This window comes from Asticcacaulis sp. P2_C5, from assembly GCF_056404555.1.
The window spans coordinates 496,894-522,464 of sequence record NZ_JBFUDU010000001.1; the positions used below are offsets into that span (position 1 = coordinate 496,894).

At 62.6% G+C, this 25,571-nt stretch carries 19 protein-coding genes and 1 tRNA gene; 2 read left to right on the forward strand and 18 right to left on the reverse strand.

All coding sequences use genetic code 11. The features are described from left to right. Positions 1-212: 212 nt before the first annotated feature. Positions 213-1,208, reverse strand: coding sequence for a hypothetical protein (locus AC1DXO_RS02010; RefSeq protein ID WP_476976411.1), 996 nt, complete (start codon positions 1,206-1,208; stop codon positions 213-215). Positions 1,209-1,405: 197 nt separating this feature from the next. Next, a complete protein-coding gene (locus tag AC1DXO_RS02015; protein ID WP_476976412.1) occupies positions 1,406-4,417 on the reverse strand; it encodes a TonB-dependent receptor in 3,012 nt (1,003 codons plus the stop codon). Positions 4,418-4,687: 270 nt separating this feature from the next. On the opposite strand from AC1DXO_RS02015, the gene AC1DXO_RS02020 reads away from it, so the two are divergent. Together AC1DXO_RS02020 and AC1DXO_RS02025 are read left to right on the forward strand one after the other, a co-directional pair. Next, a complete protein-coding gene (locus tag AC1DXO_RS02020) occupies positions 4,688-5,788 on the forward strand; it encodes a GDSL-type esterase/lipase family protein (protein ID WP_476976413.1) in 1,101 nt (366 codons plus the stop codon). Between the two features lie 178 nt (positions 5,789-5,966). After that, the gene (locus AC1DXO_RS02025) at positions 5,967-6,515 is read left to right on the forward strand and encodes a response regulator (RefSeq protein WP_476976414.1); all 549 of its coding nucleotides are present in this window, start codon (positions 5,967-5,969) and stop codon (positions 6,513-6,515) included. A 40-nt stretch (positions 6,516-6,555) separates the two neighbouring features. On the opposite strand, the gene AC1DXO_RS02030 is transcribed toward AC1DXO_RS02025, so the two are convergent. The 16 genes from AC1DXO_RS02030 to AC1DXO_RS02105 all read right to left on the reverse strand — a co-directional run bounded on the left by AC1DXO_RS02030 (position 6,556) and on the right by AC1DXO_RS02105 (position 25,538). Then, a complete protein-coding gene (locus AC1DXO_RS02030; RefSeq protein ID WP_476976415.1) occupies positions 6,556-7,482 on the reverse strand; it encodes a substrate-binding domain-containing protein in 927 nt (308 codons plus the stop codon). 116 nt (positions 7,483-7,598) lie between these two features. Then, positions 7,599-9,815 carry a hypothetical protein gene (locus tag AC1DXO_RS02035; RefSeq protein ID WP_476976416.1) on the reverse strand — a complete coding sequence of 739 codons (2,217 nt, stop codon included), beginning with the start codon at positions 9,813-9,815 and terminating at the stop codon, positions 7,599-7,601. Next, a complete protein-coding gene (locus AC1DXO_RS02040; protein WP_476976417.1) occupies positions 9,812-12,490 on the reverse strand; it encodes a hypothetical protein in 2,679 nt (892 codons plus the stop codon). Before AC1DXO_RS02040 ends, AC1DXO_RS02035 begins: the two co-directional genes overlap by 4 nt. 4 nt (positions 12,491-12,494) lie before the next feature. Then, positions 12,495-13,127: a hypothetical protein gene (locus AC1DXO_RS02045; protein ID WP_476976418.1), complete on the reverse strand. Its 633-nt coding sequence runs from the start codon at positions 13,125-13,127 to the stop codon at positions 12,495-12,497. Beyond that, a complete protein-coding gene (locus AC1DXO_RS02050; protein WP_476976419.1) occupies positions 13,127-14,797 on the reverse strand; it encodes a hypothetical protein in 1,671 nt (556 codons plus the stop codon). The genes AC1DXO_RS02045 and AC1DXO_RS02050 overlap by 1 nt, the downstream gene beginning before the upstream one ends. Beyond that, positions 14,790-16,244, reverse strand: coding sequence for a hypothetical protein (locus tag AC1DXO_RS02055; protein ID WP_476976420.1), 1,455 nt, complete (start codon positions 16,242-16,244; stop codon positions 14,790-14,792). Before AC1DXO_RS02055 ends, AC1DXO_RS02050 begins: the two co-directional genes overlap by 8 nt. 26 nt (positions 16,245-16,270) lie before the next feature. Beyond that, positions 16,271-16,726 carry a hypothetical protein gene (locus AC1DXO_RS02060; protein ID WP_476976421.1) on the reverse strand — a complete coding sequence of 152 codons (456 nt, stop codon included), beginning with the start codon at positions 16,724-16,726 and terminating at the stop codon, positions 16,271-16,273. 25 nt (positions 16,727-16,751) lie between these two features. Then, the gene (locus AC1DXO_RS02065; protein ID WP_476976422.1) at positions 16,752-18,788 is read right to left on the reverse strand and encodes a hypothetical protein; all 2,037 of its coding nucleotides are present in this window, start codon (positions 18,786-18,788) and stop codon (positions 16,752-16,754) included. 677 nt (positions 18,789-19,465) lie between these two features. Further along, complete coding sequence (locus tag AC1DXO_RS02070) at positions 19,466-20,524, reverse strand: serine hydrolase domain-containing protein (RefSeq protein WP_476976423.1); 1,059 nt, start codon at positions 20,522-20,524, stop codon at positions 19,466-19,468. A gap of 1 nt (position 20,525) precedes the next feature. Next, on the reverse strand, positions 20,526-21,374 hold the full coding sequence (locus AC1DXO_RS02075; protein ID WP_476976424.1) for a carcinine hydrolase/isopenicillin-N N-acyltransferase family protein: 849 nt from the start codon (positions 21,372-21,374) through the stop codon (positions 20,526-20,528). Positions 21,375-21,418: 44 nt separating this feature from the next. Continuing rightward, on the reverse strand, positions 21,419-22,108 hold the full coding sequence (locus AC1DXO_RS02080) for a hypothetical protein (protein ID WP_476976425.1): 690 nt from the start codon (positions 22,106-22,108) through the stop codon (positions 21,419-21,421). Beyond that, the gene (locus tag AC1DXO_RS02085; protein ID WP_476976426.1) at positions 22,105-23,016 is read right to left on the reverse strand and encodes an ABC transporter ATP-binding protein; all 912 of its coding nucleotides are present in this window, start codon (positions 23,014-23,016) and stop codon (positions 22,105-22,107) included. Before AC1DXO_RS02085 ends, AC1DXO_RS02080 begins: the two co-directional genes overlap by 4 nt. 12 nt (positions 23,017-23,028) lie before the next feature. Then, complete coding sequence (locus AC1DXO_RS02090; RefSeq protein WP_476976427.1) at positions 23,029-23,355, reverse strand: GntR family transcriptional regulator; 327 nt, start codon at positions 23,353-23,355, stop codon at positions 23,029-23,031. Positions 23,356-23,645: 290 nt separating this feature from the next. After that, a complete protein-coding gene (locus AC1DXO_RS02095; RefSeq protein ID WP_476976428.1) occupies positions 23,646-23,879 on the reverse strand; it encodes a hypothetical protein in 234 nt (77 codons plus the stop codon). Between the two features lie 337 nt (positions 23,880-24,216). Then, positions 24,217-24,293 (reverse strand) — tRNA-Met (locus AC1DXO_RS02100). A gap of 123 nt (positions 24,294-24,416) precedes the next feature. Further along, positions 24,417-25,538 carry a glycosyltransferase family 4 protein gene (locus AC1DXO_RS02105; RefSeq protein WP_476976429.1) on the reverse strand — a complete coding sequence of 374 codons (1,122 nt, stop codon included), beginning with the start codon at positions 25,536-25,538 and terminating at the stop codon, positions 24,417-24,419. Between the last annotated feature and the right edge of the window lie 33 nt (positions 25,539-25,571).

Genomic DNA, 25,571 nt, shown 5'->3' on the forward strand with positions numbered 1-25,571 from the left:
TCCTGTAACTGTTCCGAGCCTGGGGGGATCGGCTTTATTGGGGCATCACGCCCGCTGTATGGGACCCGCCGGCCCGAAGGCAGAGGTCATTTGATTATGATTGCTAACACGATTGGAAGCGGTGTCAATATTTATCACCTTTTTCACACAGCGACACCTGTCGTGGCCACAGGCGCCAGCAGTGACTCAGGCGGGAGGAATGCATCGCCTGTTCAGGCCGCCACGCCGTAGCCGCCCGGCTGGTCGAGAAGCTGGATCGACGACGCCGTGCCGAGGTCGGGCGCATGCCATGATTTCAGCGCCCAGACGACCTTTTTGGCGGGTGTGACTTCCAGAACCTGGACCGTCTCCGGCCAATTTGCCGTGTCCTTCACGTCACCGGCGCACCAGTTGCAGATGATGGTGTGGCCGTTCTTCAGCCGCTTGACGCCCTGAAACTGGTAGCAGGCGATATCCGGCACATCGGATTGCGAAAAGCGCCAGACCGTCTCGCCGGCCGGATTGACCTCGATCACCTGGGTCTTGACGTCCTCGCTGTAGCAACTGATCAGGGTATTGCCGTTGTCGAGGCGCTGCAGGCTCCATGGCCGCAGAATAGGGAAGGTCCAGATCGCCTTGCCGTCGCCGTCGTATTCAACGACCTTGCGATCGTCGAGATGGCCAGCAATGAAGGTACCTGTAGGCGTCATGCGGACGCGGCGGAACTGGATATGCGGCTTGTCGGGATGCGGCACCGGCAGGTGCAGTTCCTTTTCGATCGCGCCGGTCGTTGGGTTGATGATCATCAGGCGGGCGGGATCGCCGTTTTCGACCACCAGGATACGGCCGTTATCGATCGGCTGCAGGGTGTGGATCTCGGCATTAGGACGCGCGACCAACTGCCAGACAAGGCGATGGTCGGGCGTCACCTCGGCGGCGCCGGTCTTGTAGGCGAACAGGACATTGCCGTTGGCCAGCAGGGACGCGTCGCCCAGTTCATTCCCGCTGCCGTCGGGATTGGTCATCGGGACCGCGTGGCTCCACACGACCTTACCGCCGCGTACCAGGAAGAGAGTCTGGGTGTCCTTGCGATGGTCCCATTCGCCACTCAGGAGGAAGGGATGACGGTGCAGGCTGGCTGACGGTCGGTTCGACGCTCGGGCGAAGGCCGGAATGGCCATCAGGCCAGTCAGGAGGAGGCTGATAGCGCGGCGTGACGGCAGGGGCATGGCGAGGTCCGTGAGGCGTTTAGGTTGTCATCCTACCACGACGAATCGGCGATGCATAATGATCGGCTATGCACAAACTCTTTGCCCACTGCCCATGATGTATAGAAAAGGCGCGCGACCAAGGAAGCCGCGCGCCAGGTAAGCCCCACGGAGGGCAACAGGAAAGTCAGGGGCGCACGTGCGGCGGCGCTTGAGCCCTAATATGTGTACTGAACGCCGAAGAAGAACTGACGGCCGGTGGTCGAATAAACCCGTTGCGCCCGGCGGGTCTTGCCGCTCCACTGATCGGCCTTCTGGTCGGTCAGGTTGAGTGCGTCGAACTTCAGCGTCACATGCGGTGTCAGCTTGTACGAGGCCGAGGCATCGACATTGGTTGTCGCATAGGAGCCGAAAGCATCGTTGACGCCCGCCTTGAACGGAAAGGCGACGATATATTCGTCACGATAGGCAATCGAGACCCGCGCCGACAGCTTGCTGTTGTCGTAGTACAGCGTGGCGTTGACCGAGTTCGGCGACACGTTCTGGAACTGGTCGTGCGCCACGACCGGCGTCGTGCCCGAGGTCAGGTAATAGGTCTGCGACGAGCGGACGTGGGTGTAGTTGACCAGGCCGCCGAACTTGTCGAACGGCGCCGGCAGGAAGGTAAAGTCCTGCTGCCAGTTCAGTTCCAGGCCCTGGATGAAGCCGCCCGGCGTGTTGAGCTGGGTCGTCACAGTGAAGTTGTCCGACGACGTGGTCGGCGGGGTCAGCAGGCTGTCGGGCAGGCCAGTGGCGCTATAGGGCTCGATCACCGTATAGGTCTGGATATTGGTGCCGACGTCCTTGTAGAACAGGGTCGCGCTGAGGATGGCGCCGGCTTGCGGGTACCATTCCAGGCTGAGGTCGTAGTTCTGGGCGCGGAAGGGATTGAGCAGCGGGTTGCCGATCGTGGCCGTCTGGGCGCCGAAGGTCGAGTTGACCGAACCGCCCGGCGTCAGGTTGAGCAGGTAGGGACGCGCCATGACCTTGGCATAGGCGAAGCGGGCCACCAGGTTGTCCTTGACGTCCAGCGCCAGGTTCAGCGACGGCAGCAGGTCGTTATATTTGTGGCTGGCCGAGACATAGGAGGTAGCAGAGGTGTAGCCCTGGGCCGTCATGTCGGTTTCGACATAGCGCACACCGGCATTACCGCGCAGGCGGCGGCCCATCACCGAGGTATCGAAGTCGGCCTGGACATAGACGGCGCTGTCCTTTTCCATGACCGAGCGGTTATTGCCCAGGGCCGTGGTGTAGCTGAGGGTAAAGTCGCCGTAGTCGTTGGCGCAGTTGCACAGCAGTCCGACCTTGTCGATATAGGCCTGGACATTGGGCACGACCCAGCCCGTGACGGAGCCCGACGGCCTGTCGAGGCCTTCGCCCCAGTTGGTGATGGTCTCGCTGAGCGGCGCGCTGCCGGGGAAGTCGGTGGCGAACCTGGCGAAGTGGAAGGGCTCATAGGTGCCGGGCGGGCACGGTGTGGCCGGGGTCAGCGACGCCGGGTTGGTCGAGCTGACCGTACAGCGCGGGCCGTTGTTCTGGAACAGACGCTGTTGCTGCATCGACTTGGTGTAGTAGCGCTTCAGCATGATGCCGGTCTTGAAGGTGAGGCCGCCATTGACATCGAATTTCAGGTTGCCTTCGAACGAGCCGACATTGTTGAACAGTCGCACCTGGGTGATGCGGATGTCGGGCGTCAGGCCGGTGCCGGCATTGGTGAAGGTGACATTGGCCGGGTCGTTTACATTATAGCCGTAGTTGACGAACGGCGTCTGCACGCTCTTGCGCGAATCCCAGACATAGCCGTCCTTGTTGAAGGCGTCATAGGACATCAGGACGTCCCATGGCTGGTCGAAGTCCGAACCGGCGTGGCCGATTTTCAGATTGCCGCTGAGGCGGTCGCTGAAGCGATGTTCCCAGCTGAAGCCCAGGCTGTGGGTCTTGGTCGAGGTGACGCTCTTTTCCTCGATGTGTTTGATATCGACGTGGTTGAGCTTCATGTAGTCGACCTGGCCGTTGGCATCGACATTGACGTCCATGATCTGCGAGTCGACGCGGCCGGCGAACAACGGGAAGGCGGCCGTGGCGCCGTTGACATTGCGGTTGTTCGAGGCGTTTGACAGGGCATAGTCGAGGCGGTTCTGGTCGAACTGCGAATAGACGATGTCAAGCGTCAGCCTGTCATCGTCGGACGGGCGCCACTGGTACGAATTGGTGATGCCGAGACGCTTCTGGTCCAGCGTAAAGCGACCGAGGCCCGGGTTGCGCGGCAGGAAGACGTTGGGCTGGTTGATCTTGGCATAGGCGACCGGATCGGATGGCAGGCCCGAGAAACACTGGTTGGCCGGGCGGTTGCCGGTGCCGGCCAGCGGGTTGACATAGGGGATAGGCGTGTTGACAACCTGGCTGCCCGACTGGTTCGGATCGTCGACGGCGACGCCGCAGAAGCCGTTATTGATGTCGGAGAAGTCGGACTGCGAGGTGTCGGAATAGCCGTCTTCCTGCGCCGTGCGGGTGCTGTAGGCCACCGACAGCAGGGCGCCGAACTTGCCCATGCCGGTGTCCCAGGTGTTGCTGATCAGGCCGGCGAGACGCGGCGAGGTCGATTTGTTGCTGTCGTAATAGGCAGCCTGGGCCGAACCCGCCATGCGGAAGCCGGGCTTGTCGAACGGGCGGCCGGTCTGCAGGTCGATCGAGGCGGCCAGTGAGCCTTCCTGCATCTCGGCCGATTGCGACTTGGACACTGTCACGCTGTTGAACAGTTCCGACGCGAAGGTAGAGAAGTCGAAGCCGCGCGACCGGTTGATGCCGGCGACGACGCCCAGCGTCGAACCGGTGGTGGCCGAATAGGCGTCGATGCCGTTCAGCGTGGTACGGACGAAGTCGCCGCCCAGGCCGCGAACGGTGATGCTGCGGCCTTCACCGCCGTCGCGGGTGACGGACACGCCGGGCACGCGCTGGATCGATTCGGCCAAGTTGGCGTCGGGGAAGCTGGCCATATCGTCGGCCTTGATAATGTCGACAATGTTGTCGGATTTGCGCTTGGCCGTGACGGCGCTTTGCACCGCCTGGCGATAGCCCTTGACGATGACGACGGTCTCGTCGGCCGTCGTCGTGCCCGCTGCATCCTGGGCCTGGGCCTGGCTGGTTAGGGCGGCGCAGGCCGCGACAGTACCCAGCAAAACTGTACGCATTGAAACTCTACACCTGGTCATGAGCGTCTCCTGCTAGCCTGTTATGGTTTTGGCGTCACGTGCGTCGTGAGGATCAATTATGCGCGCATGTGATTGTTATCGCAAGGTGATGATTGATTCATCTTCAAAAAGCCAATTATTTAAACTATTATGCTATGAAATGCTCGATACAGTGCCGGATTTGCCACAGGCTGCCGTGGCGTCATATGGACAAGTCGCATGTACTAAATTAAACAAATTCAAAATAGTAATGCCGGGCAGGAGAATGCCATGATGATCGATCGCCGGGCCCTTGGCCTGTCTACCCTGGCCGCCGGCCTGGCCTTTTCCGCGTCGGTTAGGGCAAAGCCCAAGGCATTCGTCTCTGAGCCATTGTCGCTAAAGGCGCGCAGTCCCTATCTGCAGTGGGAAGGCCGTGGGGCCGACATCAAGGATGGCACTGTACGCGCCGGGTTTCCTGGCGTCGTGCTGCGCATCCGCTTCAATGCCAGCAAGCTGGTGCTGAAGACCGCTGCGTCCAGCGACAATGTCTATCTCGATATCGCCATCGATGGCGCCGCACCGCAGATGATCCACCTGGCGCCGGGCACGCAGGATCTGACGGTGTTTACAGGCGCTTCAGGCGAACACAGCGTCGAGATCACGCGGCGCAACGAGAGCTGGCAGGGTGTCTGGGACGTGTCCGATGCGACGATCGACTCTGGCCGGTTCCTGACGCCGGCGCCCCTGCCGGCCAAAAAGATCATGTTGATCGGCGACTCGATCACTTGCGGCGAAGCCTGCGACGTCGCCCGCGACGATACCCGCAACGACATCGCTTTCGCCGACGCACACAAGAGTTATGGCATGGTCCTGGCCCGGCGTCTGGGAACTCAGTGTCATCTGGTGGCGTGCGGCGGGCGCGGCCTGACGCGCGACTGGCAGGGCATCCGCAGCGGTGTCAACGCCCCTCAATTCTACGAGCGTGCGGCGCCGGATGAGGCGTCGCCCTTGTGGGACCACAACAGCTATGTTCCCGACGCCATCGGCATTTGCCTCGGCACCAACGATTTCAGCCAGGGCATTCCCGATCAGACCGATTTCGTCTCAACCTATGTCGAATTCGTCGAAAAGATCCACCGCGACGCGGCATCGGCCCATATCTTCCTGATGGATTCGCCCATTGTCACCGATGGCGACCAGCCGAAACGCACCGTGCTCGGGTCCTATATCGGCGAGGTGGTGAAGCGTCTGGGATCACCCCTGGTCAGCCATGCGCCTGTTGGCCACTATCCCGGTCGCCCGGCCAACGGCCATCCAATCGCCGAGGAACATATCGCCATTGCCGGCGAACTGGAGCCGCTGTTCCGTGCCGCGCTGGAAAAGTCTTAAGGCTTCGTTAATCCAATCCCTTTATGGTTGAGCCTTGACCCGCTCTACGGCAACCGTGGATTAAGTCGTCAGAACGTCGAACCACAGCGCCTTGTATCGCGAGTCTGCCTGGCTCCCCGCCGCCACTCGGTTCGATTGTCGGACCGCGGTGTGACGGCCTGCACGAAAGGCCGGAGAGATGAAGGCCAATCTCCTGTTCTCGTCGTTTCTGCCCAACGGCGGTAAGCGCCCTATCACCTACCAGCCGGATCCGCGAAACATCACCGAAAGCATGGCCGTACCGGCGCGTGTCCTGCTGGTCGATGACGCGCGTGGCGATATTATCCTGGCGCAGCGGCGTCTGCTGGGGGCCGGCGGCATGGGGTGTGACCTGAGTATTGCGACGTCGGCGCCGGAAGCCATGGAGACCCTCATCACCGCCGCCAGCCTGCGCCGGCCGATCGATCTGGTCCTGCTCGATATCAGCCTGCCTGGTGAAAACGGCTTTGCCTTGCTCGACAGGATTCGCGCCCATCCGCGCCTGACCCGTACGCCCGTGATCATGTGCACGGGTTCGGATCACGAGGCCGACCGTCACCATGCCCGGCTTCTCGGTATTGTCGGCTATATGGTCAAGCCTGCGTCGCTGGAGCAACTTAAGTCCCTCGCAGAGCTGTTGCCACGACTGGACGTTGTCGAGGACGCGCTCGGTCTGCGCCTGACCGTGACGCGGGCCATGGCGAACTGATAAGGGCAGGGCGATAAAACCTTAGTCGAGTGGCGCCGCCCTACGGCTTGAACGTCGTCACATTAGACGGAAGGACGATCTCGTACGGCACCCATTCGTACTGTTGGGCGTAACCGCCCGCCGCCATGGTCTTGGCGCCGGCCAGCGACATATGCGCCATGGCCGTTGTGTTTTGGCGCAGGGTCACCGCCAGATTACCGGCGATGATCCCGTTTACCCCATTGGACGTTCCGTCCGTACCGCCGACAAAAACCTGGCCGGCCGGAATGCCGTGCTTGCGCAGGGCTGTGGCGGCGCCCAGGGCCATCTCGTCGCTGTTGGCGGCGATGGCGTTGATCTCGATCCCCTGGTTCAGCCATTGGGTGACAATCTTCTCCGCCTCGTCACGGCTCCAGTGGGCATTGGCTTCGCCGGCGACCTTGACGCCTGGGTGGGTTGCCAGGATTTCCTTGATGCCGCTCGTCCGGTCCGTGGTTGCCGCGCTGTCTCCGCCGCGAATGATGACGACATTGCCCTCGCCCTTCATGGCATTGGACAACAGCCGCATCTGCAGGCGGCCGGCAACAATGTCATTGCAGGCGACGATCGAAACCTTGCCGCGGATGTCGGCGACGGGCGGCGGTGTGTTGACGAAGACCAGCGGAATACCGGCCTTGGTGGCGGCGTCGAAGGCGTATTGGCCGACTTCATTGTCGACCGACAGGACGATAATGGCGTCGTACTTCTGCTTAATGGCGTCGTCGATCTGCCGGATCTGGGTGGCGCGATCATTATTGGCCAGGTCGAGCTTGACGTCGACCTCGTTGTCGGCCGCGTCCTCGCTGAGGATGGCGTCGCGGATGCCGTCGATAAATTTTTCCGAACGTGACAGGGTGACATAGACCCGGCTGGCGGCCTGGGCGGCGGTGGTCATCGCTATCAGGGCCAGTGCCGACACGACAGCCGCCGTCATAAAGCTGGATTTCATGACTCATCTTCCCTGGGTTTTTATAAGTTACCCACGACTATCTGTGTAATCGGTTGCAGAAGTGTCAACGAACCTTGAACAAAAGTATTATTTGATACAAGTTTGACGGGTGCTTATTATCTGGTGCATGGCCGGTCCAGCCAGCGCCGGACTTCGGCATCTTTCAGTAGAGAAATCGCATAGGTGATGGCCGGGGTGGCGTCCGCCCGGCGGTACTGGATATTGATGGCGAAGACACTGCGCGTGCACAGCCCGCCCGCTGTGGCCGACTTCTCGACGATCAGGGCCAGGCTGTGGACCTGCTCCTTTTCGTTGATACGCCCCGTCCCAGTCTTGGCGTAGCAGGTATAGATGTAGTTGCTGTCTGGTGTCTTCGTATTGCACAAGGTGCCTTCGCTGATCAGGCGCCCGCCCGTGCCGCCCGATTGCTGCAGGCCGCTATCGGAACTGCGGCGCGGCTCGGTCAGGGTGCCTTTCAACCCGGTCAGCAGGTCGGCGTGCACGGCGGGGTCTATGCCCAGGCCGGGGAAGCCGGCGCGGCGATGACCGTCGCGGAAACGGTCGCGCGCCAAGAGGGTCGCCTCGATCTTCTGGTTGCTCACGATACGGGCATAGGACTGAGCCAGCATCAGGGTCGACCACAGAGACCGGCTGCCGCCCAGGGTCGCCATGTAGTAGTCGGGCGTGACATTGTCGACCTGGGTCAGGCACAGGGGTGGTGCGTTCAGCTCATAGGCCTGGCCCAGCCGGCGTTCGCCCCACAGGGTCAGGGAGCCGGGCTTGGGCGATTTCAGGCAATTGGCCGGGTCGATATCGAAGAAGCTCTGCAGATTGCCGCTCCATTCGCCACCGACGTGCGGATTCTTCATATCGGGGGGACGGACGGCGGTGATGCGGCGGTCACCCAGCCACACGCCCTGTTCGCCGCTGATCGGACGGCAACCGTGGGCGCAGTCGAACGGATCGCCTTTGCGCAGGCCTGCGGCCATCAGTGTCATGGCGTAGCGATTGCTCGATTCGGAAATGAATCGCGTGAAGTCGACCGGCGCGCCGTGGACATGGGATTCGAACGTGCCGGGATAGCCCAGCACCTTGCCGACCGTGGCATCATTGTCGGCGACCTTCATGGCGCGCAGTGCCGGCCAGCGCGAAACAATGGCCGTGGCGAACGGCACCTTGGCCGCCGAACCGATCGACAGGTTCATGAAATTGACATTGCGATCGAGGCGCGGATCGTCGCCCGGTTGCGAATCGAGCAGGTCGTCGCGCACGAAGGGGAAGGTCGGCAGGGCCGCGACCTCACCGGTCACCCCGTCCATCAGGACCGCGCCGGCCAGGATATTGTGGTGGGCCTCGGACAGCAGCGGGCGCATCTGGCCCTGCAGCAGGCCGGCCGCACGCAGGTTCAGCGACCGGTGCAGGGACAGGGCGATGACATTGGGGCTGTCCAGCTCGGGCAGCAATTGCGGCGCCGAACGTTCCAGATAACGCGCCAGATCTGTGAATCCATGGTCGTAATAGCGCACGCCCAGGCTGTCGCTTGCAGCGATGGTGTCGGACATGCCGGTGATCATCAGCCGTTGCGGCCGCGCCTGGGCCGATCCGCCTTCGATGCGGATCAAGGTGCCGGTGGTGATCGGCGCGTGGTCCGTCGGCCCCGTGCCATCGGCATAGAGGAGGGCGCAGCCCTGCGGCGCCAGAGAGACGGCAAACGACTGGTAGCCACCGGCCGTCAGGGTGGTCAGGGTCAGGTTGCAGCCGGACGGAACAGGCGTTCCGCACACGCCGTCCTGGACCGCACGCGTTTCGCCGGGGGCGAGATCGCAACTGCGCCCGCGATCAAGGTCGACCAACTGGACGCGGTTATAGTCGGCGGCGTCGGGACTGTAGCCAGCCTGGGCATAGACGATACGCGGCGGCACGACGGCATGATCGGAATCGTTATCGTAATAGATACGCGTAAAGGCTTGCAGTGCCGTGATTTTCCGCCCGCGAGATGCCCAGGCATCACCGTCGGCGCGTTTCATGTCGTCCTTTAAGTAGGACTGCAGCGCGAAGGCGCGCACGACTCGCAGGCAGTCGGCGGAAGCGTGGCAGGCCGGGGTGATGCCGACCTTGTTGGCGCCGTGCCGATCGAGGCTGCCTTCAAGATAGCCGGCGTCGAACAGGGCATTGACCGTCGAGGTATAGGCCGTGTCCTTGTCGGGCAGCGGGCCGGATTGGGGGCGCGGCGCCACGATCAGGGCGGCTACGACAGCCAGGAACACGACGGGGCTCAGTTGCCATGCGGTCCATTGGGGAAGGGTAAACTTCGGAAATGCGGGCAGTTTCATGACGCCTGCCTCCGCAGTTTCAGGCCGATTGTCGCCATGGCCAGCAGCATGAAGCCTTCGGCGATGTCGCTGCCCGACGACACCGCCAGCAGATAGATGTTGCGGCCGGTAAACGGCACCCAGCCGAGATTGGCGAGGATCATATAGGCGGCGACGAAGATCACCGTCCACAGGGCCAGTCGCGCCGTCAGCCAGCCACCCTCCGAGGCGGTTGCGTCGCGGTTACCCAGGGCCGGGCTGAGGCTATATACCAGGGCGGCCAGGAACAAAGCCGCGCCGATGCGGCCGAACGGATGCATCAGATGAACGGCCGACAGGTTGTCGGAAAAATGCAGGGCCTGATAGCCAAAGGCGCCGAGCGTCTGGTCGGTCAAATAGCCCTGGCCGGTCAGGGTGGCGGTAAAGGTGCCGAGATCGAGCCAGAACTGTGTATTGGACACGGCGGCGCGGGTGCCGAAGCCGGTCACCAGGTCACCGTGGAACTGATGCAGCATGCGGATATCGTTGCTGTCGAATTTCAGCGCGTAGTCGATGCCGGACAACAGGGTGCCCTCGCCGGGCGGCAGGCCGTGGGCATAGTTGAAGACGGCCAAAAGCGCGGTGAAGGCGACCACGGCGCCGGGCAGGCCGGCCATCCACAGGGGCTTGACCCATTTCGGCGTCAGGCGCCAGCGCGCCGCTTCGACAAAGGCGAGCGCCAGGATCGGGAAGGTCTGGATGATGGCGAAGCCGTGGTCGCGCGTCAGGGACGGCACGATCACCACGGCCGCGATGACCAGTCCGCCAAACACGATGGCCTGGAGCAGGAATTTGACGGCGGATTTGCCGACATGGGCGAGATAGAGGGCAAAGCCCGGCAGGATCAGGGCCAGATAGGGCAGGCTCATGGCGATGCCGGCGCGTTCCTGGATGCCGAACAGCCAGAAGGCGGCCAGGCGCAGCCCCATGGCGGTTGTGATCAGGCCTATGGCGAGGACGGGCAGGTCATGGCGCTTTAGGGCATTCGTGACCCGTGAGATATGCGGCAGCGGATTAAAGCCTTGCAGGGCGGTGACGACGGGTTTGACCGGAAAGGCCGGCCAGGCCAGGGCGGCGAAGGTGATGACCATGACGGCGAGGAAAGGCCGGTCGAGCGAACCGGTCCACAGGAAGATCAGAGCGAACGCCGCCGTCGTGGCGCCGGCCAGGATCAACCGCGGTTTGACGGGCAGGTCGGCCAGGGAGCGCAGGGCGATCAGCGCCACTGGCAAACCGATAAAGGCCGAAGCGACGTCGCTGAAGACATCGGAGGGCACGATCTGCGGGTCCATCAGCGTGCCGCGCACCCCGATCAGCAGGCGCAGGGCGAGCAGATATTGCAGCAGTCCGATCAGCACATATTCGGAGCGCCGGCCATCATCTCCCCTCGCCCCGAAGCGTTCCGTGAGCACCAGGCCAAAGACCGCGAAGGCCAGCAGGACCCACGGAATGCGCATGCCCTGGACGGAAAAGGTCAGGGCGGCGTCATCGCGTGCGCTGGCCTTGATCACGGTCAGCCTCTGGCCGGTGATGCTGAAATCACGGCCCTTGAAATCACACAGGGACGCTGCCCCGCCCAAAAGCGGACCGTCATCGGCCCGGTTCATCGGCGATGTCGCGCGATAGCTGCCGTCGTCGCGCAGGCTGCCGTTACCCAGGGTGGCGAAGGTGAGGATCTTGTCCGGCGTGCCGTAGTCGGTCGTCCGGCTGGTCGCCGACAACCGGGCCAGGGTCAGGCGTGGGTGAACGCAGGTTCCGGCCGCCGCGACCAGGGCTGACCGCGGCTTGAGGAAGACGCCGTGGCCGCTGTCGCTGACTGTCAGGGTCTGGCGCGATACCATACGGACGGGTGCGTTCAGGTCGCTATCCGGCACATCGAGGCGGAAAATCGACAGGCTGATCGGACGGCCAGGCGCCAGATCGGCCGTGGAACCCGTTTTGACGGCCAACCCTTCTGTTACATGTCCTCCCGCGACATGGACACCAGGATCGAGCGGCAGCAGGTACCAGCGGCCATCGGCCGAAAAGACGGCCGATTGCTTGCCTTCGAAGCCGCGCGGGCGAAAGACGCGCTGATAATAGGCTGGGCGGTGGCCCGACAGGGTTTCGCCCGTTGCAGCCAGGCTTTCCCGCCAATGGGCGGCGTCGAAGGGAACGGGCGTCTTGCAGGCGGCGTCCGGGCACAGGCTTGCCGTCTGGCCCAGGGCTATGGCGCCGTCGAAGCGCAACGCCTTTCCCTTCTCGCGCCAGGCGACAACCATGGCCGGGCGGCCGCTTGCCGGATCGCCCGGCGCCGTGCGCAAGGTCACCTTGTGCGCCAGGGTCGAGACGACGACGAAGTCGTGATGCGCATCCGTCGCCGGCTTGACCGGCGCGTCGGCGGCATAGGGGGTGACGACGAAATCGGCATAGTCGTGATGATCGCCGACGATCAGGGCGTCTTCCGCAGGAACCTTCGGATCGGCGCCGAGCGCCGTCAGGTGGACGGACAGGGCTTCGCGGAACGGGCTGAGCGCGCCCAGCCCGAACAGGCCGGCCATCATCAGGAACAGGGTGACCGATCGCACCCACAGGGCCAGGCGATGCCGCTGGCGCTGGGCCCAGATAAAGGCCGCCGTGCACAGGGCAAAGATCACAAAGGCCGGCCCGATCATCATTTGGTCAGGGCCTTAACTGGCGGAAGGCGCGGGCGGCGACAAAGATGGGCGAAAAGACAAACGCGACCAGGCCGCTGAGCAGAAAGACCAGCCAGGCTTGCAGCCCGGCTTCGCGCAGGTCCGGCCGGGCGGCCAGGTCGGCGCCACCGCCGCATGGCATGGCCGTGGCCCTGCCGACGACCAGCCGGCGGATGACACCTATCTCGGGCCGCGACCAGATCTTTTCGGAGGCCGGGCAGACGGTCTTCTTGTACCAAAGCGCCTTGTCCTCGCTGCACCCGCCATTGCCGGCGCAGGGTGCCGGGCGGATCAGCGGATCCTTTTCGGGCGCTGTCGAGGGACATTGCACCGCGATCTGACAGGCCCCGACGCGCACCGCCATGTCGCGGCGCTGGCTGTCCAGTTCGCCCAGCCAACCGTAGCAGGTTTCGGTGGCGAAGCCGGCGCAGGCATGGTGGGCGGGTTCACGATCGAAGGCCGCCGCATTGATATCGGCATGGACCCAGCGGTCCTGGGCCAGCAGGCCCCACCATATCAACAGCAGGACCAGCAGATACCAGGCCAGTAACAGGCCGGCATTGTTGCGGTCCTGGTAAATCTCGCGATAGAAAATCGCCACGGAGCGGAGCTTGGGCATTATTTCGACTTCTTCGGCGGTGAGATCGGCTTGGTGGCGGCCTTGCCCTTCAGGTTCATGATAAACCTGTACAGCTTGCTGTCGCGGTCGTAGCGGCTGTGCAGGTCCAGGCTCTCGAATATCCATTCGATGACATTATAGACGCCGTGCTGCGGCAGGTTGTAGTTGATACGCGTCTTGTCCAGCCCTTCGAAGGCGGTGACAAATCCGTATTTGCGGCTGGAGAACTTATTGGCCAGGGGGCGCAGCGCCTTGACCTCCTTCTCCATCAACTGGTCCTGGCCGGCGGCCATCCGACGGTCCTGAAGCTGCAGCTTGTCGCGCGCCATCTGGCTGACGCCTTTCGACGTCAGCATCAGGCCCAGTTCCAGCCGCCGCGCCTGGTCGGCCCACTGCCGTTCGGCGGCCCGACTGGAAATGGGCGTGTCAGCCGGCAGTGACACTGGATCGGCTTCAGTTTCGGCCAGGGCTTCGGGGGGCGCAACCGTTGCCTTGGCCTCGCCGACCCGCGTCTCCAGCCGGTCGGCCTTGGACAGGGCGACATAGACCGGCGGCGAATTCGTCTTGGTGTAGGGCAGGCCGACGATGTTGGAGATAAAGGTGTGGATCTCGCGGTCGGCGCGGCAGTGATCGGTCAGGGAGCGGATCAGCCAGGCCAGGGTGCGACGGGCCTCGAACGGCGCCTGGTCGAGCAAATCACGGTCGAATTCTTCGCTGTCGGCCAGACTGTGCTGCTCGAGATAACGGGCGAGCAGGACGTAGAAATCCTCCTCGGCGATATCGGGATTGGCCTTGCCGTCGATAATCGATTCACTGGTGAATCGAGCCAGATAATCGAGAACCGCCTGGGGCACATCCAGATCGGGCAGGTCATGGGCACGCAGGACCGTGCCATAGTGATCGCTCAGCCACGGAAGCAGGCCGTCGGCGGCGATATAGTCGTTGTACAGGTCGCTGGAAAAAGCCAGTTCCTCGGCAGGGATCAGGACCACCAGTCCTTTTGATTTGTTGAAAATGTCGTCTAGCGCAGCCTTGACTTCCGGGCGCGCCGTGCCGCCGGTCTGTTCGAGATATTCGCGGAAATATTCGCCGGGGATATCGACAATGGCGAACTTTTCGAACTCGTCATCGAACTCGAAGACGTGGACGCTGGGATAGGTGGTGCTGGCGATAAAGGTGCCGTTGCGCACAAAGCCGGGCGTGCAGCCGTATGAGGACTCGTTGTGCAGGATTTCGTACTTGAACCGATTGAGGAAGAAGGTCTTGCCCGCGGTCGGAAAGCCCAGAAGGGTGATGATTTTCATATCGGCGCGACGGCACATTTCCAGGTCGCTGAGAAAACGCGCGACCTGGGCGTCCAGCGGTGGCGCGGCCGGCGCTGGGGGCGGAATGGGCGTGGCGGGCACTTCGGAGACAGGTGGCGGCGATTCCGCCGGCGGGGCTTCGTCGACCGATGTTTCCGCGGGTGGCGCCGTAACCTGGGGGGCATCGCCGGCGGGGCGCAGCGGAATGACGTTCGACACCGGCGGCGTCACCAGAGGCTGTGCGGCCGCCCGGGTCTTGGCCACCGGCACCCCGATCTCGTCGGCGCTTTCACATATGGCGCAGCGCGCCAGGCCGGGGGGCATGTCGCGGCCACAATTGCTGCATTGGAATTCGGTATCAGCCATGATGTGTCCCCGCTCGAAGTGTGGCCCTGCCAAGCCTATGGGTCGGCCCGTCGGATTGATAGATCAGCAGGACCAGCTCTGTCAGAAGCCGGGTCCTCGCCAATGATGCCGGTGTCGCAAGATGATGGCGCAGCAGGGTGGCAAATCCGCCATTTAGCGGACCGGTAAACAGGCTGCGCGCCGCCGCGGTCACGCCCTGGGCTGCTGGCGCGGACAGGTCGGGGCCGGACAGCAAAGCGTCGAACAGTTTCAAGGTCACGGCGGGCCGCGTCGCCCGCAGGATATCGGCCAGGTCGCGTCGCGCCGTCAGCACCGCCAGCAGATCATGGCTGCGGATAAGGCGCGCCAGTATCTCCTCGCTGATCTCGCCGCACAGGGCCGGGCTGTCCAGCACGGCTGAAGCCAGCGATCCGACATTGGCCAGCAGGGCGCGGCTGGACTCGTTTTCGGCAAAGGCGAGGACGCGACCGAGATGGCCGGTATTGTGTTCGAGCTCGATGAACCAGCGGAACAACCGCCGCGCCAGGACGGTAAAAAAGCCGTCGAATTCGGCCGCCGGAATGGCCGCGAAGCGCAAGGCCTGGGCCAGGCCGGTTTCATAGTCGAGCGGGGCGATGACCTCGCACGCCGCCATGAACAGGCGTTCTGTCAGCGATCCGTCGGCGGCGTCACCGCCCAGCCGCTGCGCCGCCCGGGCGCGCAGGCCGGGTTCGAGCTGCGCCAGGAAGCGCGCCTTGATGCGCACAGGCAAGGGCGTATCAAAGCGGGCGCCGTCGAAACCCTGGGGTGTCAGGCGCGCCATCTCATAGCCCGGCGCACCTTGAGCCGCCAGTTTCGGCGGCACAACCACCAGGCCAGGGGCGCTGTCGCCGGACAGGGCTTGCGCCCAGGTCAGGGACGTCGCCCAGCCCAGCGGCGCAGCCGGACCGGGGGGAGGCGCCGTGGCGGCCAGAATCGAGACCAGGACGGCCTCGGGTGACGTGACGTCGTCGGTCACGACGCAGCGCCGGTGCCAGCGCGCGTCGAGACCGTTCCAGTCGTGCGTCGCGGCGGGCGTATCGCGCAGCGCCCCGGCCGACAGGGGCTGACGGGCGAAGCGGTCGCTGCCGTCAGGGTCGGGAACGGCGGCCAGAACGGCGCGGCAGACGGCGTCGAGGTCGGTACCCAGGCTGGCCGGCACGATGACGGCATTGGCGCTGCAATCATAACCGCTGTCACGCCTGCCGAGGTTACGGGCGCGCAGGACCAGGGCATCGCCGCCCGGCAGAGGCAGGCAGGCGCACAGGGCCGCTTCACCCGATTCCGCCCAGCGCGCCAGGACCAGCGGCACGCTGCGCGCCTGATCGGAAGGGGGGGTCGCTGCGCCGGACGCACGCGCTTCCCCCCGGACGCGGAAGTCGCGGCCGCGGCCGTCAGGGCCGATAAAGAGGGTGGAGAAGTCCATCATGATCCGACTTTTGGTGTCGTTGGGTGTTAGTGGCTTTGATTTAGCGGCGATGTGCTGTCGGTCGCGTCAAAGGCCGCGTCGCCGCCGACGATCTGGGCCGTTGTGTCGGCCGGGTCCTGGCCGGCCGGCTGGCCGGGTTTCAGGACATAGAGGGCGGCCAGGGCGATATAGCCGGCCACCAGCACGGCGATGACACCGAGCAAAAGCTTGCCATAGCGCCCGAACAACGAGTCGACCTCGGCGCTCTGCGTTCGTCCGCCCGTCGCCGCCTGTTGCAGCATGGCGGGCAGGGCCTGGTCGAGATATTGCGGCAGCAACTCGGCGACCTGGCGGCGCGTGTCGCGGCTGACCTTTTCGGCCAGGGCCGCGGACAGGGACGGCAGGGCCTTGTCCGGCAGCTGACCGGCGGCGCCATCCACCAGGAAGTGCAGGAAGCCCTGCGCCAGTTCCCGCTTTTGCGCTTCCTCGTCGTTCGAAAACATGGCTGTGCTCCTTGGGTTCGGGCGTCTAGTTGTCGGCGCGCTTGCGCACGCCATCGGCGATCCATTTGCTGCAGTCCAGGCCGTTGTAAAGTGTCTGGTCGAAGCGCGACGATTGTAACGTCGACAGTGTGTCCATATAGGGGCCGGCCCGGTCACGGTCTTCGTTGTACGGGAAACCCAGATAATACATGGCCGCCACGCAATGCAGCGCGTCGATATTCTTGTCGGCGGCGGCCGAGTTGACCAGGTCGAGCGCGTCGGCCTCGCTCAGCGACGTGACGTCGCCGGCGAAAAACAGTTCCGCCGCCTTGAAGCTCGAGTCAGCGCTGCCCAGCCGTGCGGCATTGCGGTAGGCCGTCAGGGCCGCTTCATACTGTTGCGCGTCCTTTTCCATGTCGCCCCGGCGCGCATAGAGGTCGAGCAGGTGGCTGTCGGCGTCGACACCGTAGTTCTTGGCGGTCTCAAGACGGTTGATGGCGCTGATGACGGCGATCTTCTGCGGGCTGCGTGCAGAACCGGGCGCCAGCCGTTTGGCCTCTTCCGGGTCGAGGCTATCCTTGTGGCTCCAGTTTTCGAAGATCAGGCCGATCTGGTAATTGGCGTCGCCATAGACGTCCTTGTTGGCGGCGATAAAGGACTTGTCCGGTTTTTTCAGCTGGCCGGCGGCATGGGCGTAATAGTCGAGCTGTTCGCCCGGGCTGAGGCTGGGTGTCAGCTTGGCAAACTTATAATTGGCGAGCTTGCCCTGGTCGCTGGTCTTGTCATTGGCCGCCACGCGGTAATAGTCGCGCGCCGCCTTGCCGGGCGCGCAGTCGTGGCGCGTCTCGCACAGGACGGCGAGATTGTAATTGACGTCGTAAAAGTCCTGCGAAGCCTTGTCACTGACCTTGTTAAGCGCCTTGAGGCAGACGTCCTGCGCCGTGCCGGGCGAGGATGACATGGCGGTCTTGCACTGGGTGATGGCCTGGTGGGCGGCACGTTCCTCACCGGCCGCCAGGGCCTCTTTCAGGTGGCTGACCCCTGCGCCCAGCCCCCACAGCCCGACCAACCCTGCGACCACTACGCCGGCGATTACGAGGAGGCGGTTGTGCGGTTTCTTGGGTACGGGCGCCGACGACGGCCTGGGCGCCACGGGTGCAGGATCAGGCGTTGGGCTTACGGCTGCAGTCTCGGGCTTTGGCGGCGCATTTTGGATTGGGGGCGGTTTTAACTGCTCGAACCATGCCGCCATGCCGTCGCCGCGCGCCCGGCGCGACAGGACCAGGCCCAGCTTCAGCGCCTCGCGGATGCGTTGCGGCAGCTTTGGTGTTTCAGCCAGGAAACCGTCGATATCGGCCGCCAGGTTCTGGCTGCGCACATCGACGGGCGCGCGGCCACTGTAAAGGCGGAAAATCAGCGCCGTGGCGGCAAACAGGTCGGCTTCCTGGCCGACCGGCTGGCGTTTGCGTGCGTCATAGACTTCCGGGGCGGCATAACCCGCCAATCCGGAATCGCCGTCTCCGTTGACCACGCCGGGCAGGTCGCGTCCGTCCGGGGAGGGACCGGCAAAAACCACCTGCCCATTGCGCAGGAAGAGGGTTTGCGGACAGATATTGCCGACGGTTTCGCCAGCGGCAAAGACCGCGGCCAGGGCCGAGGCCAGGTTCGCAGAGACCGTAGCCGGATCACCCAGGGGCAGGTCCGTCAGCCGTCGGCTGAGATACTCCGTCACCAGCCAGGCGCCTTGCGTCAAAGACCCCGGTCGCATGGCGACGATCTCCGCCATGGGACCCGTCTTGCCGAAGGCCTCGGCGGCCGTCCGCCAGGCCTGCGCCTTGGCGACGAACTGCTGACGCGCCGTCGTGTACTGTGGTTCACTGTCCGCGTCGATCGGGCCCAACTCGCCGTCTGGCTGTCGCGCCACCCATCCGTACGGGGCGTATTCGTGCACCAGGACGGGGCGGCCGTCATAGACACCGGCATAGAGAAAACGATCGAAAAGGCGGTCATTGACGGCGGTCAGGCGCAAACGGCCGTCGAAGGCCGTAACGCTGTCCAAGTCATGCGGGGGGCAGTCGGTCATGTGCACCTGGTCTTGGGCCGGTTGGCCACCGTCGTCGTGGATTCAAATGGCACGTGTTGACCGTCCATTGTCCTGGCTAACCTGTCCCCTTTAATCCCAGCAAGCATAGCGACGCTCTACCCCGAATCGCAAAGCAATTCACCCCTGCCATTTGATGGCTGGCATCTTGTCGATTTCGTGGCGACAGCTACCAGCCCTTGGCGTGATAGTTCGGATTGGCGGAAAATTCGGCCGCGCGCTTATAGTGGGCTATTCGGGAGGGGAACGATCGGCTTGCCGTCTGGAGTTGTGTCGGTAGCGAAGTATTGGAACACGGATCACCCTTAGCCAAAGCTTCGGGTGACACGGATGCCGCTTTGCGGACGCGGATAAGGCACGGATATCTGAGTCTTGTCCGGAAAATGTGCGGTGCGAGTCAAAGGATGGAATCGCTTTGCACTTCGTGAAGCTTGGCTCGGCAGTGGCCGGATGTGCAACCTAAACACGGCCGCTATCCGTGCCTTATCCGCGTCCGCAAAGCGGCATCCGCGTCACTCTGAGCGACAGCGAAGGGTGATCCGTGGTCAAATCTTCCTTGCACGAGGCCCTATGATGCCGCCGACGGTTGATTTTGACTCTTACATAAAATGCCCCGCCGCCCAGCCTGAGCGTCAGGCAAATTGGGTGGGCAAAGAAAGTCATGGTTTAACGCCGTTGGTATTACGCTGGATCCGGACGACGCGGTCATAAACGATTTCCGATTTTATCCATGAATTTCCGCCGCTCGTGTTCGTAAACTGGATGACCACGGTATCGATGTCTTTGTGATAGCGCGCGATGCTCTGGTAGCCCGGCAGCAGACCGGTATGCTCGTATACGGAGATGGACGAATAGATGGCCTGTTCGTCGTCGTTCAGCAGCGAGCCATCGTTCAGCGCCCGCAGGAAGATACCGACATCCTGCGCCGTCGCCACCATGGAACCGCCGGGTATGACGTAGTCGAGCGGCTTCATATCCCCGTCATAACCCACGGCGTAGCCGCTGACGACGTCGGCAGGATTCACCTCGCTGAGTTGGCCATAGGTATGGGTCAGCCCAAGCGGTGCCAGTATCTCCGCCTCTATATAGTCCTGGTGGCTGTATCCCAATGTCTTGTCGAGAATCCGGCCGATCAGCAGGTAGTTGGTGTTGGAATAGCGGTATCGGCTGTCGGGTTTGAAATCGGCAGGTTCATCCAGGGCCAGGTTCAGCACGTCTGTCGGACTTGTAGCCTTGTCCCACCTGAAGTCGCGATCGTCGGTGAAGTTGGGAATGCCGCTGCGATGCGTCAGCATCATTCCAACGGTAATCTTATCGGCATTCTCAATGTGTCCGGCCAGTTCCGGCAGAAGATGGGCCAATGTGTCGTTCAGCGACAAACGCTTGGCGCTGACCAGTTTGGCGGTGGCGGCGGCAATATAAAGCTTGCTGATGCTGGCGATCTTGAACAGGGCGTGCGGATCGGCGGGCACCCTGGCCTGCCTGTCCTTCCAGCCGGCGGCGTAAAAGGCCGGCGCGTGGCCCGCCTGATCGACATAGACAATGATGCCGTCCATGCCGCGACGGGGCATGTCGTCGACCTGTGCCTGCACCGTGCCGGGCAAGGGCGCGAAATAGGCTAAGGCTGCGTCCCACGGTACGAAGACCGCGCCGATGCTGATGGTAACCACAGCCGCGACGAGTCTGAGAAGCCAGACCAGGCGTTTCGGTACGTGCATCTTATGTGTCCATGGAGGCTATCACCTCGGTCAGGGGGACTATTCGCTTTCCGGATGTTTTTGAAAGCTCCGACCGGACATTCAGCAGGTACGACTTATTGAAGTTGCTGTCGTAATACAGGTGAATGTCCAGGCTGTTCAGATTGACGACCGTCGAATAGATCGTCTTTTGCGGATTGATAAGGTTCGGCGTCTGATGGGTCGCCTTCAGGATCGACGCCATATAGTTTTCGGAAAGTTCAGTTCCTGAGGTGAGCTTTTTCAGGCTGTTGTCAGCGGTCAGATAGCGCGACGAAACCATGGACATGAAGCCTGCGTCCCGCACATTGAAATTTGTGGAAATGAGATAGCCCCTGGCCTTGTCGATGCGCGTGAAGGTCAGTTTGCCGTCCTTGCCAGGATGGATGACGGCCGCATCGCCAAAGCGGTCGGCGACGTGAATCTGGTAGGCGATCGACGTCCCCCAATCGTACTTGAAGAAGCCGGTCAGCAGTTCCTTGACGGAGCCGGACTCCCGCATCAGGGTCACCAGCGCCCATTCCTTCTGCTTCAAGGCCTTCGGCGTGGGGACCAGTTTCTCGCTGCCTATGGTGTTGATATCGTAGACCAGTCCCTGGTCGTTGACCCCCATCTGCATGACCAGGCCCTGGGCCGGCATCGGAGTCGCCAAAAAGACGACACCGTATTTTCCGGTTTTGTCGACGACCAGGTAGGACGGGTTGGGAGTCTGGTCCTCGTTACCGGCAAACAGGACCGTCTTGTCCTGCCATGCCGTGAAAATGGTGCAGGGGGAGGCCTCTCCCGGAAGAAGCATCGCCGCCAGCAAGATTATGCAGAACCATTTTTTCATGCCAGCCTCCGGTTTTGTTGTTCGATGGTCGGAAACCTTCCCGGTCAGATGAAATCCCGCTTCCTGCTTTGCACAAACACGGTTGCCAGCAGGACCGTCGCGGCCACCAAAGCCTGCGCCGTCAGGATGGCGATGGCGGTCGGGTTCCACACGGGCACCGCCCCCCAGATATGCTCGGCAATGGGGCTGATAAAGGCGACCGTCCACAGATAGGCCGAGGTCGCCAACTCGAACAGGGTGATTGCCAGCACCGTAACGCCCAGGGATTGGGTCAGCAGGCTGGTGCTGAGGATGCAGGCATAGGCGACAAACACCCCCAAAAACACCATGGTGACGAAGGGTATCGCGCCCAGCGGAAACAGGCCGCGTCCGAAAGCGAAGTAGAAGGCCGCCGCGCTGACAATCAGCCAGAATATCCCGAAGACCGGCAGGTTCAGCCACAGCTTGGCCCGGGTGAACTCCTTCACCGTCAATGGCAGGCTCATGATGAAGGACTGGGTCGATTTTTCTTTCTCGAAGACGTTCGATTTGATCAGCACCACGATGCCGCACGTCCCGGCGGGGCCGATCAACATGATGAAGCCGATATTGAACACGATCCAGTTCGGTATGCGTCCGATGAGAAAGCTGAGGGCAGCGATCAGGACGAGGCTGACCAGGGCAAAGCTCACTATGGTCCCGCGCATCAGCCGGAGATCTTTTGTGACAAGTTGGGAAACGATCGAGGCGCTCATTGGGCAAGCTCCGTTTGGCTGTTCGCCTTGGCGTTCAGGACGATGCTGAGGAATATTTCTTCGAGGGTCAGGCGCTCGACGGCTGTCACCGTCAGGCCGGCCTGGGTAAAGCGGGCGGGCAGGGAGTCGTCGTAATGGCTGACGGTTACCGTCCACAATTGACCGCTTGTTTGGACGTCTTTGATATTGGGCAGGTTGGGCAGGGGGACGTTGTGCGTATTGGTCAGGCGCAGGCGCCGCCAGCCGTCGAGAAAGTCTTCCTTGTTCAGGGAGTCCACCACACGGCCGCCATAGACGAAGGTGATGTAGTCGGAGATCTGTTCGACATCGAGCGTGTTGTGCGACGAAAACAGGATGGATCGCGTTTCGTCCTGCAGCGAATTCATCATTTCATCGAGCACTTCGCGGCGTACTGCCGGGTCCAGCCCCGTCGTCGGCTCGTCGAACACCAGCAGGGCAGGACGGCGTGCCAGGGCCAGCAGCAGGGTCGCCTTGACCCTCTGGCCGTGCGACAGGCCCTTGACCTTCTGGTCCTTGTTGAGGTCGAAGCTGCGTAGCAGAACCCTGGCGTAGTCGTCGTCCCACGAGTCGAAGATCGCCTTGATAAAGTCCATGTGGAAAGCAATGGTTTCGCTCTCGTACAGCCGCATATCTTCGGCGACGAAGCCGATATGGCGCTTGGCGGCGATCTGGTCGTGCGGCATGACGTGCCCCAGGACCTTGACCGAGCCGCTGTCGGGGCCGATCAGGCCCATCACCATGCGCATGATGGTCGATTTCCCGGCGCCGTTGGGCCCGACCAGGCCCATGACGGTGCCCTGTTCGAACGACAGGTCGACGTTCTGCAAGGCGAAATGCTTGTAGCGCTTGCTGATGCCTTCGCACTCGATTGCCAGAGGCAGGTCCATCTTGTTGTTCCCCTATTCCCTGTGCTGCCTGATCAGGCGCACGATTTCTTCGTCCGGCACGGCAAGCGCGTCGGCCAGCTTTCCGGCCTGCTCCAGGTGATGGAGCAGTTCCTTTCTTTGGATCGTCTTCAGGTCGAGCGTGCCGTTGACCCGGCTGCCCTTGCCCTGTTGCGTGACGATGATGCCGTCGCGCTCCAGTTCGAGATAGGCGCGCTTGACGGTGATGAGGCTGATCTTGATCTCGGTCGCCAACTCCCGGATCGACGGCAAAGGGGTATTGGCCGGCCAATCTCCCACCGCGATCCGCTGCTTAATCTGCTCCATGATCTGTTGATACATGGGGCTCTTGTCGGTTTGCGAGAATACAAAACCACTCTTCATATACACAGTATATACAGTTGAGATTCGTAAGCAAGCCTCCGGCGGAGAAAATCCTGTCGGAGATATGTTCGATTTCGGTCTATTTGAGATTGGTGTCGCTACGGGAATATGCCGATATGTCGTCGAGCCGGAACAAACAACGGGCGGCGACAGATGCCGCCACCCGTTGTCTATTGGACCGATGCCGCTCTCACCCGGTATCAAGACCGAGTGTAAAGCGCGCAGCGCATGGCCGCCAGTTTCGGAAACTACTCACCCGTCGCGTGGACCAATTTGGCCTTCCCGCCGCCCCTGATGATGGCGTCGACATGCTTTTGGCCGGCGGCTTCTGCCGACGCCTCGTCGGGATAGCTTCCGGTATAGACGTCGTCTCTCATGACGACCCACAGCTTCAGCCGCTTCTTGACCTCATATTGGATGGCCTGCCGGACGTTGGGCGACGATACGTCTGGGTTTTCGGGTTCGGGCGGGACGAGGTTCATATTGAGAGCTTTCTAGAGCAAACCGATAAAGTGGACGCCACTTTTCGGTTAAATTGCGCGACATATTGAAACACTTCGCTGTGCGAGCCGTTTTGCCTGCGAAGTTGTGGCGAAGTTGCTGGTCCTGGACACGTCGCGTGGAAATATGCCTAATCCGTCGATAACGGGTTTGGCGAGGGCGACGAAAACGATCTGCTTTATCGCTTCTAGCACGGAATGCCGCATAACCCTCGCAGGCATGCGTATTTATATTTTATGTTCGTGGCAGCACCAACGCGTTCACGCGCCGTCTGGGGCTTGATATTTATAGAATGAATTGATTTAATTGAAAAAACCTTGGTGGTTGGAGGCGGGATCGAACCGCCGACCTGTGGGTTATGAATCCACCGCTCTAACCATCTGAGCTACCCAACCGAACCAGGTCGTGCCGACCGCGGAAATGCTCACGCCGTCAGAGGGAAGGGCCTATAGCCAATAAGGCCCACCGGTTCAAGTCTCTTGTGACGGATTTTACACGTGAACGCCGGATCGCCGGTTTTACAAGGCTTTCACCTTGGCAACATCAAGGCGTGGCAGGTCGAGCGCGGCTTCGAAGCGGCCGACGGCGCTGTCCCAGACAAATTCCGACCAGAAACGCGCGTGGGCGGCAAGGCCCATGCCCCGCCGCAGGGCATCGTCGCCGAGCAGGCGGTCGAGCGCCGCGGTCACGCCAGCCAGGTCTTCGCCATCGACCACCAGACCCGTCCGGCCATCCAGCACGGCGTCGCCGGTGCCGCCATCGTGCCCGGCCAGGGACGGTACGCCAAAGGCCGCGGCTTCGAGAAAGACCAGGCCGAAGCCTTCGACGGAATCGCCTTCGCGGCGGTTGGGCAGAACGAACAGGGCGGCGTGGCGCAGCAGGTCGGCCTTGGCCGCGTCGCTGATATAGCCATGAAAGCGGACGCGATCGGCGACGCCCAGCTTGCTGGTCAGCCCGACCAACCGTCCCTTGTCGGCACCCTTGCCCACGATGTCGAGCGACAGGTGGGGGTGGGCGGACTTCAGTTGCGCCAGCGCGCGGATGACCTGGTCAACGCCCTTGCGTGGTTCCAGGCGGGCGATACACAGCAGCGGAGCATTGTTAGCTGAGGGCAGGGGGGGGGCGGCGGATGCGGCGCCGGCCGGGGCTGCAATGCCCGGCAGCAGCAGCTGGACCGCGCCGTCGCGGGCAAAAGGTCGCGCCAGGTCGGCGGTGAAGTTGGAATTGGCGGCGACGACGTCGGCCTTGGCCAGGCTACGCCGGATGCGCTCCGCCTTGGCGCGATTGCCGGACAGATATTCGTTGCCGTGGGCCAGGCACATGACGCGCACGCCGCGCAGGCCTTCCGCCGGCAGGATTTCCAGGCTTTTCCAGGTGTCGGCGATGACCGCCGTGACGCCGCCCTGTTCGATACGGCGCAACAGGGCCGACGCGCCCTGCCATTGCCGCCACAGGCGCAGGCCGCCGAAGCGGTTGATCGCATAGGTGCGCGTGGCGTCGAAAGTCCTGGCGGCGTTGCGGCTGGTCTGGCGGCAATAGACTTCGACCGCGTGGCCGTGGGCGGCGAGGCTGTCGGCCAGGTCGGTGACGTAACGCTGTGTACCGCCGACATCCGGCAGGAAATTCTGGGTGATGAACAAAATCATCTCCCTAAGCACACCCTATGTGGCATC

Coding starts and splice junctions, on each gene's coding strand:
- AC1DXO_RS02070 (WP_476976423.1), bottom strand. CDS start 20,524: ATGCACGTACCGAAACGCCTGGTCTGGCTTCTCAGACTCGTCGCGGCT.
- AC1DXO_RS02090 (WP_476976427.1), bottom strand. CDS start 23,355: ATGTATCAACAGATCATGGAGCAGATTAAGCAGCGGATCGCGGTGGGA.
- AC1DXO_RS02025 (WP_476976414.1), top strand. CDS start 5,967: ATGAAGGCCAATCTCCTGTTCTCGTCGTTTCTGCCCAACGGCGGTAAG.
- AC1DXO_RS02045 (WP_476976418.1), bottom strand. CDS start 13,127: ATGCCCAAGCTCCGCTCCGTGGCGATTTTCTATCGCGAGATTTACCAG.
- AC1DXO_RS02030 (WP_476976415.1), bottom strand. CDS start 7,482: ATGAAATCCAGCTTTATGACGGCGGCTGTCGTGTCGGCACTGGCCCTG.
- AC1DXO_RS02050 (WP_476976419.1), bottom strand. CDS start 14,797: ATGGCTGATACCGAATTCCAATGCAGCAATTGTGGCCGCGACATGCCC.
- AC1DXO_RS02020 (WP_476976413.1), top strand. CDS start 4,688: ATGATGATCGATCGCCGGGCCCTTGGCCTGTCTACCCTGGCCGCCGGC.
- AC1DXO_RS02075 (WP_476976424.1), bottom strand. CDS start 21,374: ATGAAAAAATGGTTCTGCATAATCTTGCTGGCGGCGATGCTTCTTCCG.
- AC1DXO_RS02015 (WP_476976412.1), bottom strand. CDS start 4,417: ATGCGTACAGTTTTGCTGGGTACTGTCGCGGCCTGCGCCGCCCTAACC.
- AC1DXO_RS02055 (WP_476976420.1), bottom strand. CDS start 16,244: ATGATGGACTTCTCCACCCTCTTTATCGGCCCTGACGGCCGCGGCCGC.
- AC1DXO_RS02095 (WP_476976428.1), bottom strand. CDS start 23,879: ATGAACCTCGTCCCGCCCGAACCCGAAAACCCAGACGTATCGTCGCCC.
- AC1DXO_RS02040 (WP_476976417.1), bottom strand. CDS start 12,490: ATGATGATCGGGCCGGCCTTTGTGATCTTTGCCCTGTGCACGGCGGCC.
- AC1DXO_RS02060 (WP_476976421.1), bottom strand. CDS start 16,726: ATGTTTTCGAACGACGAGGAAGCGCAAAAGCGGGAACTGGCGCAGGGC.
- AC1DXO_RS02085 (WP_476976426.1), bottom strand. CDS start 23,016: ATGGACCTGCCTCTGGCAATCGAGTGCGAAGGCATCAGCAAGCGCTAC.
- AC1DXO_RS02010 (WP_476976411.1), bottom strand. CDS start 1,208: ATGCCCCTGCCGTCACGCCGCGCTATCAGCCTCCTCCTGACTGGCCTG.
- AC1DXO_RS02080 (WP_476976425.1), bottom strand. CDS start 22,108: ATGAGCGCCTCGATCGTTTCCCAACTTGTCACAAAAGATCTCCGGCTG.
- AC1DXO_RS02035 (WP_476976416.1), bottom strand. CDS start 9,815: ATGAAACTGCCCGCATTTCCGAAGTTTACCCTTCCCCAATGGACCGCA.
- AC1DXO_RS02065 (WP_476976422.1), bottom strand. CDS start 18,788: ATGACCGACTGCCCCCCGCATGACTTGGACAGCGTTACGGCCTTCGAC.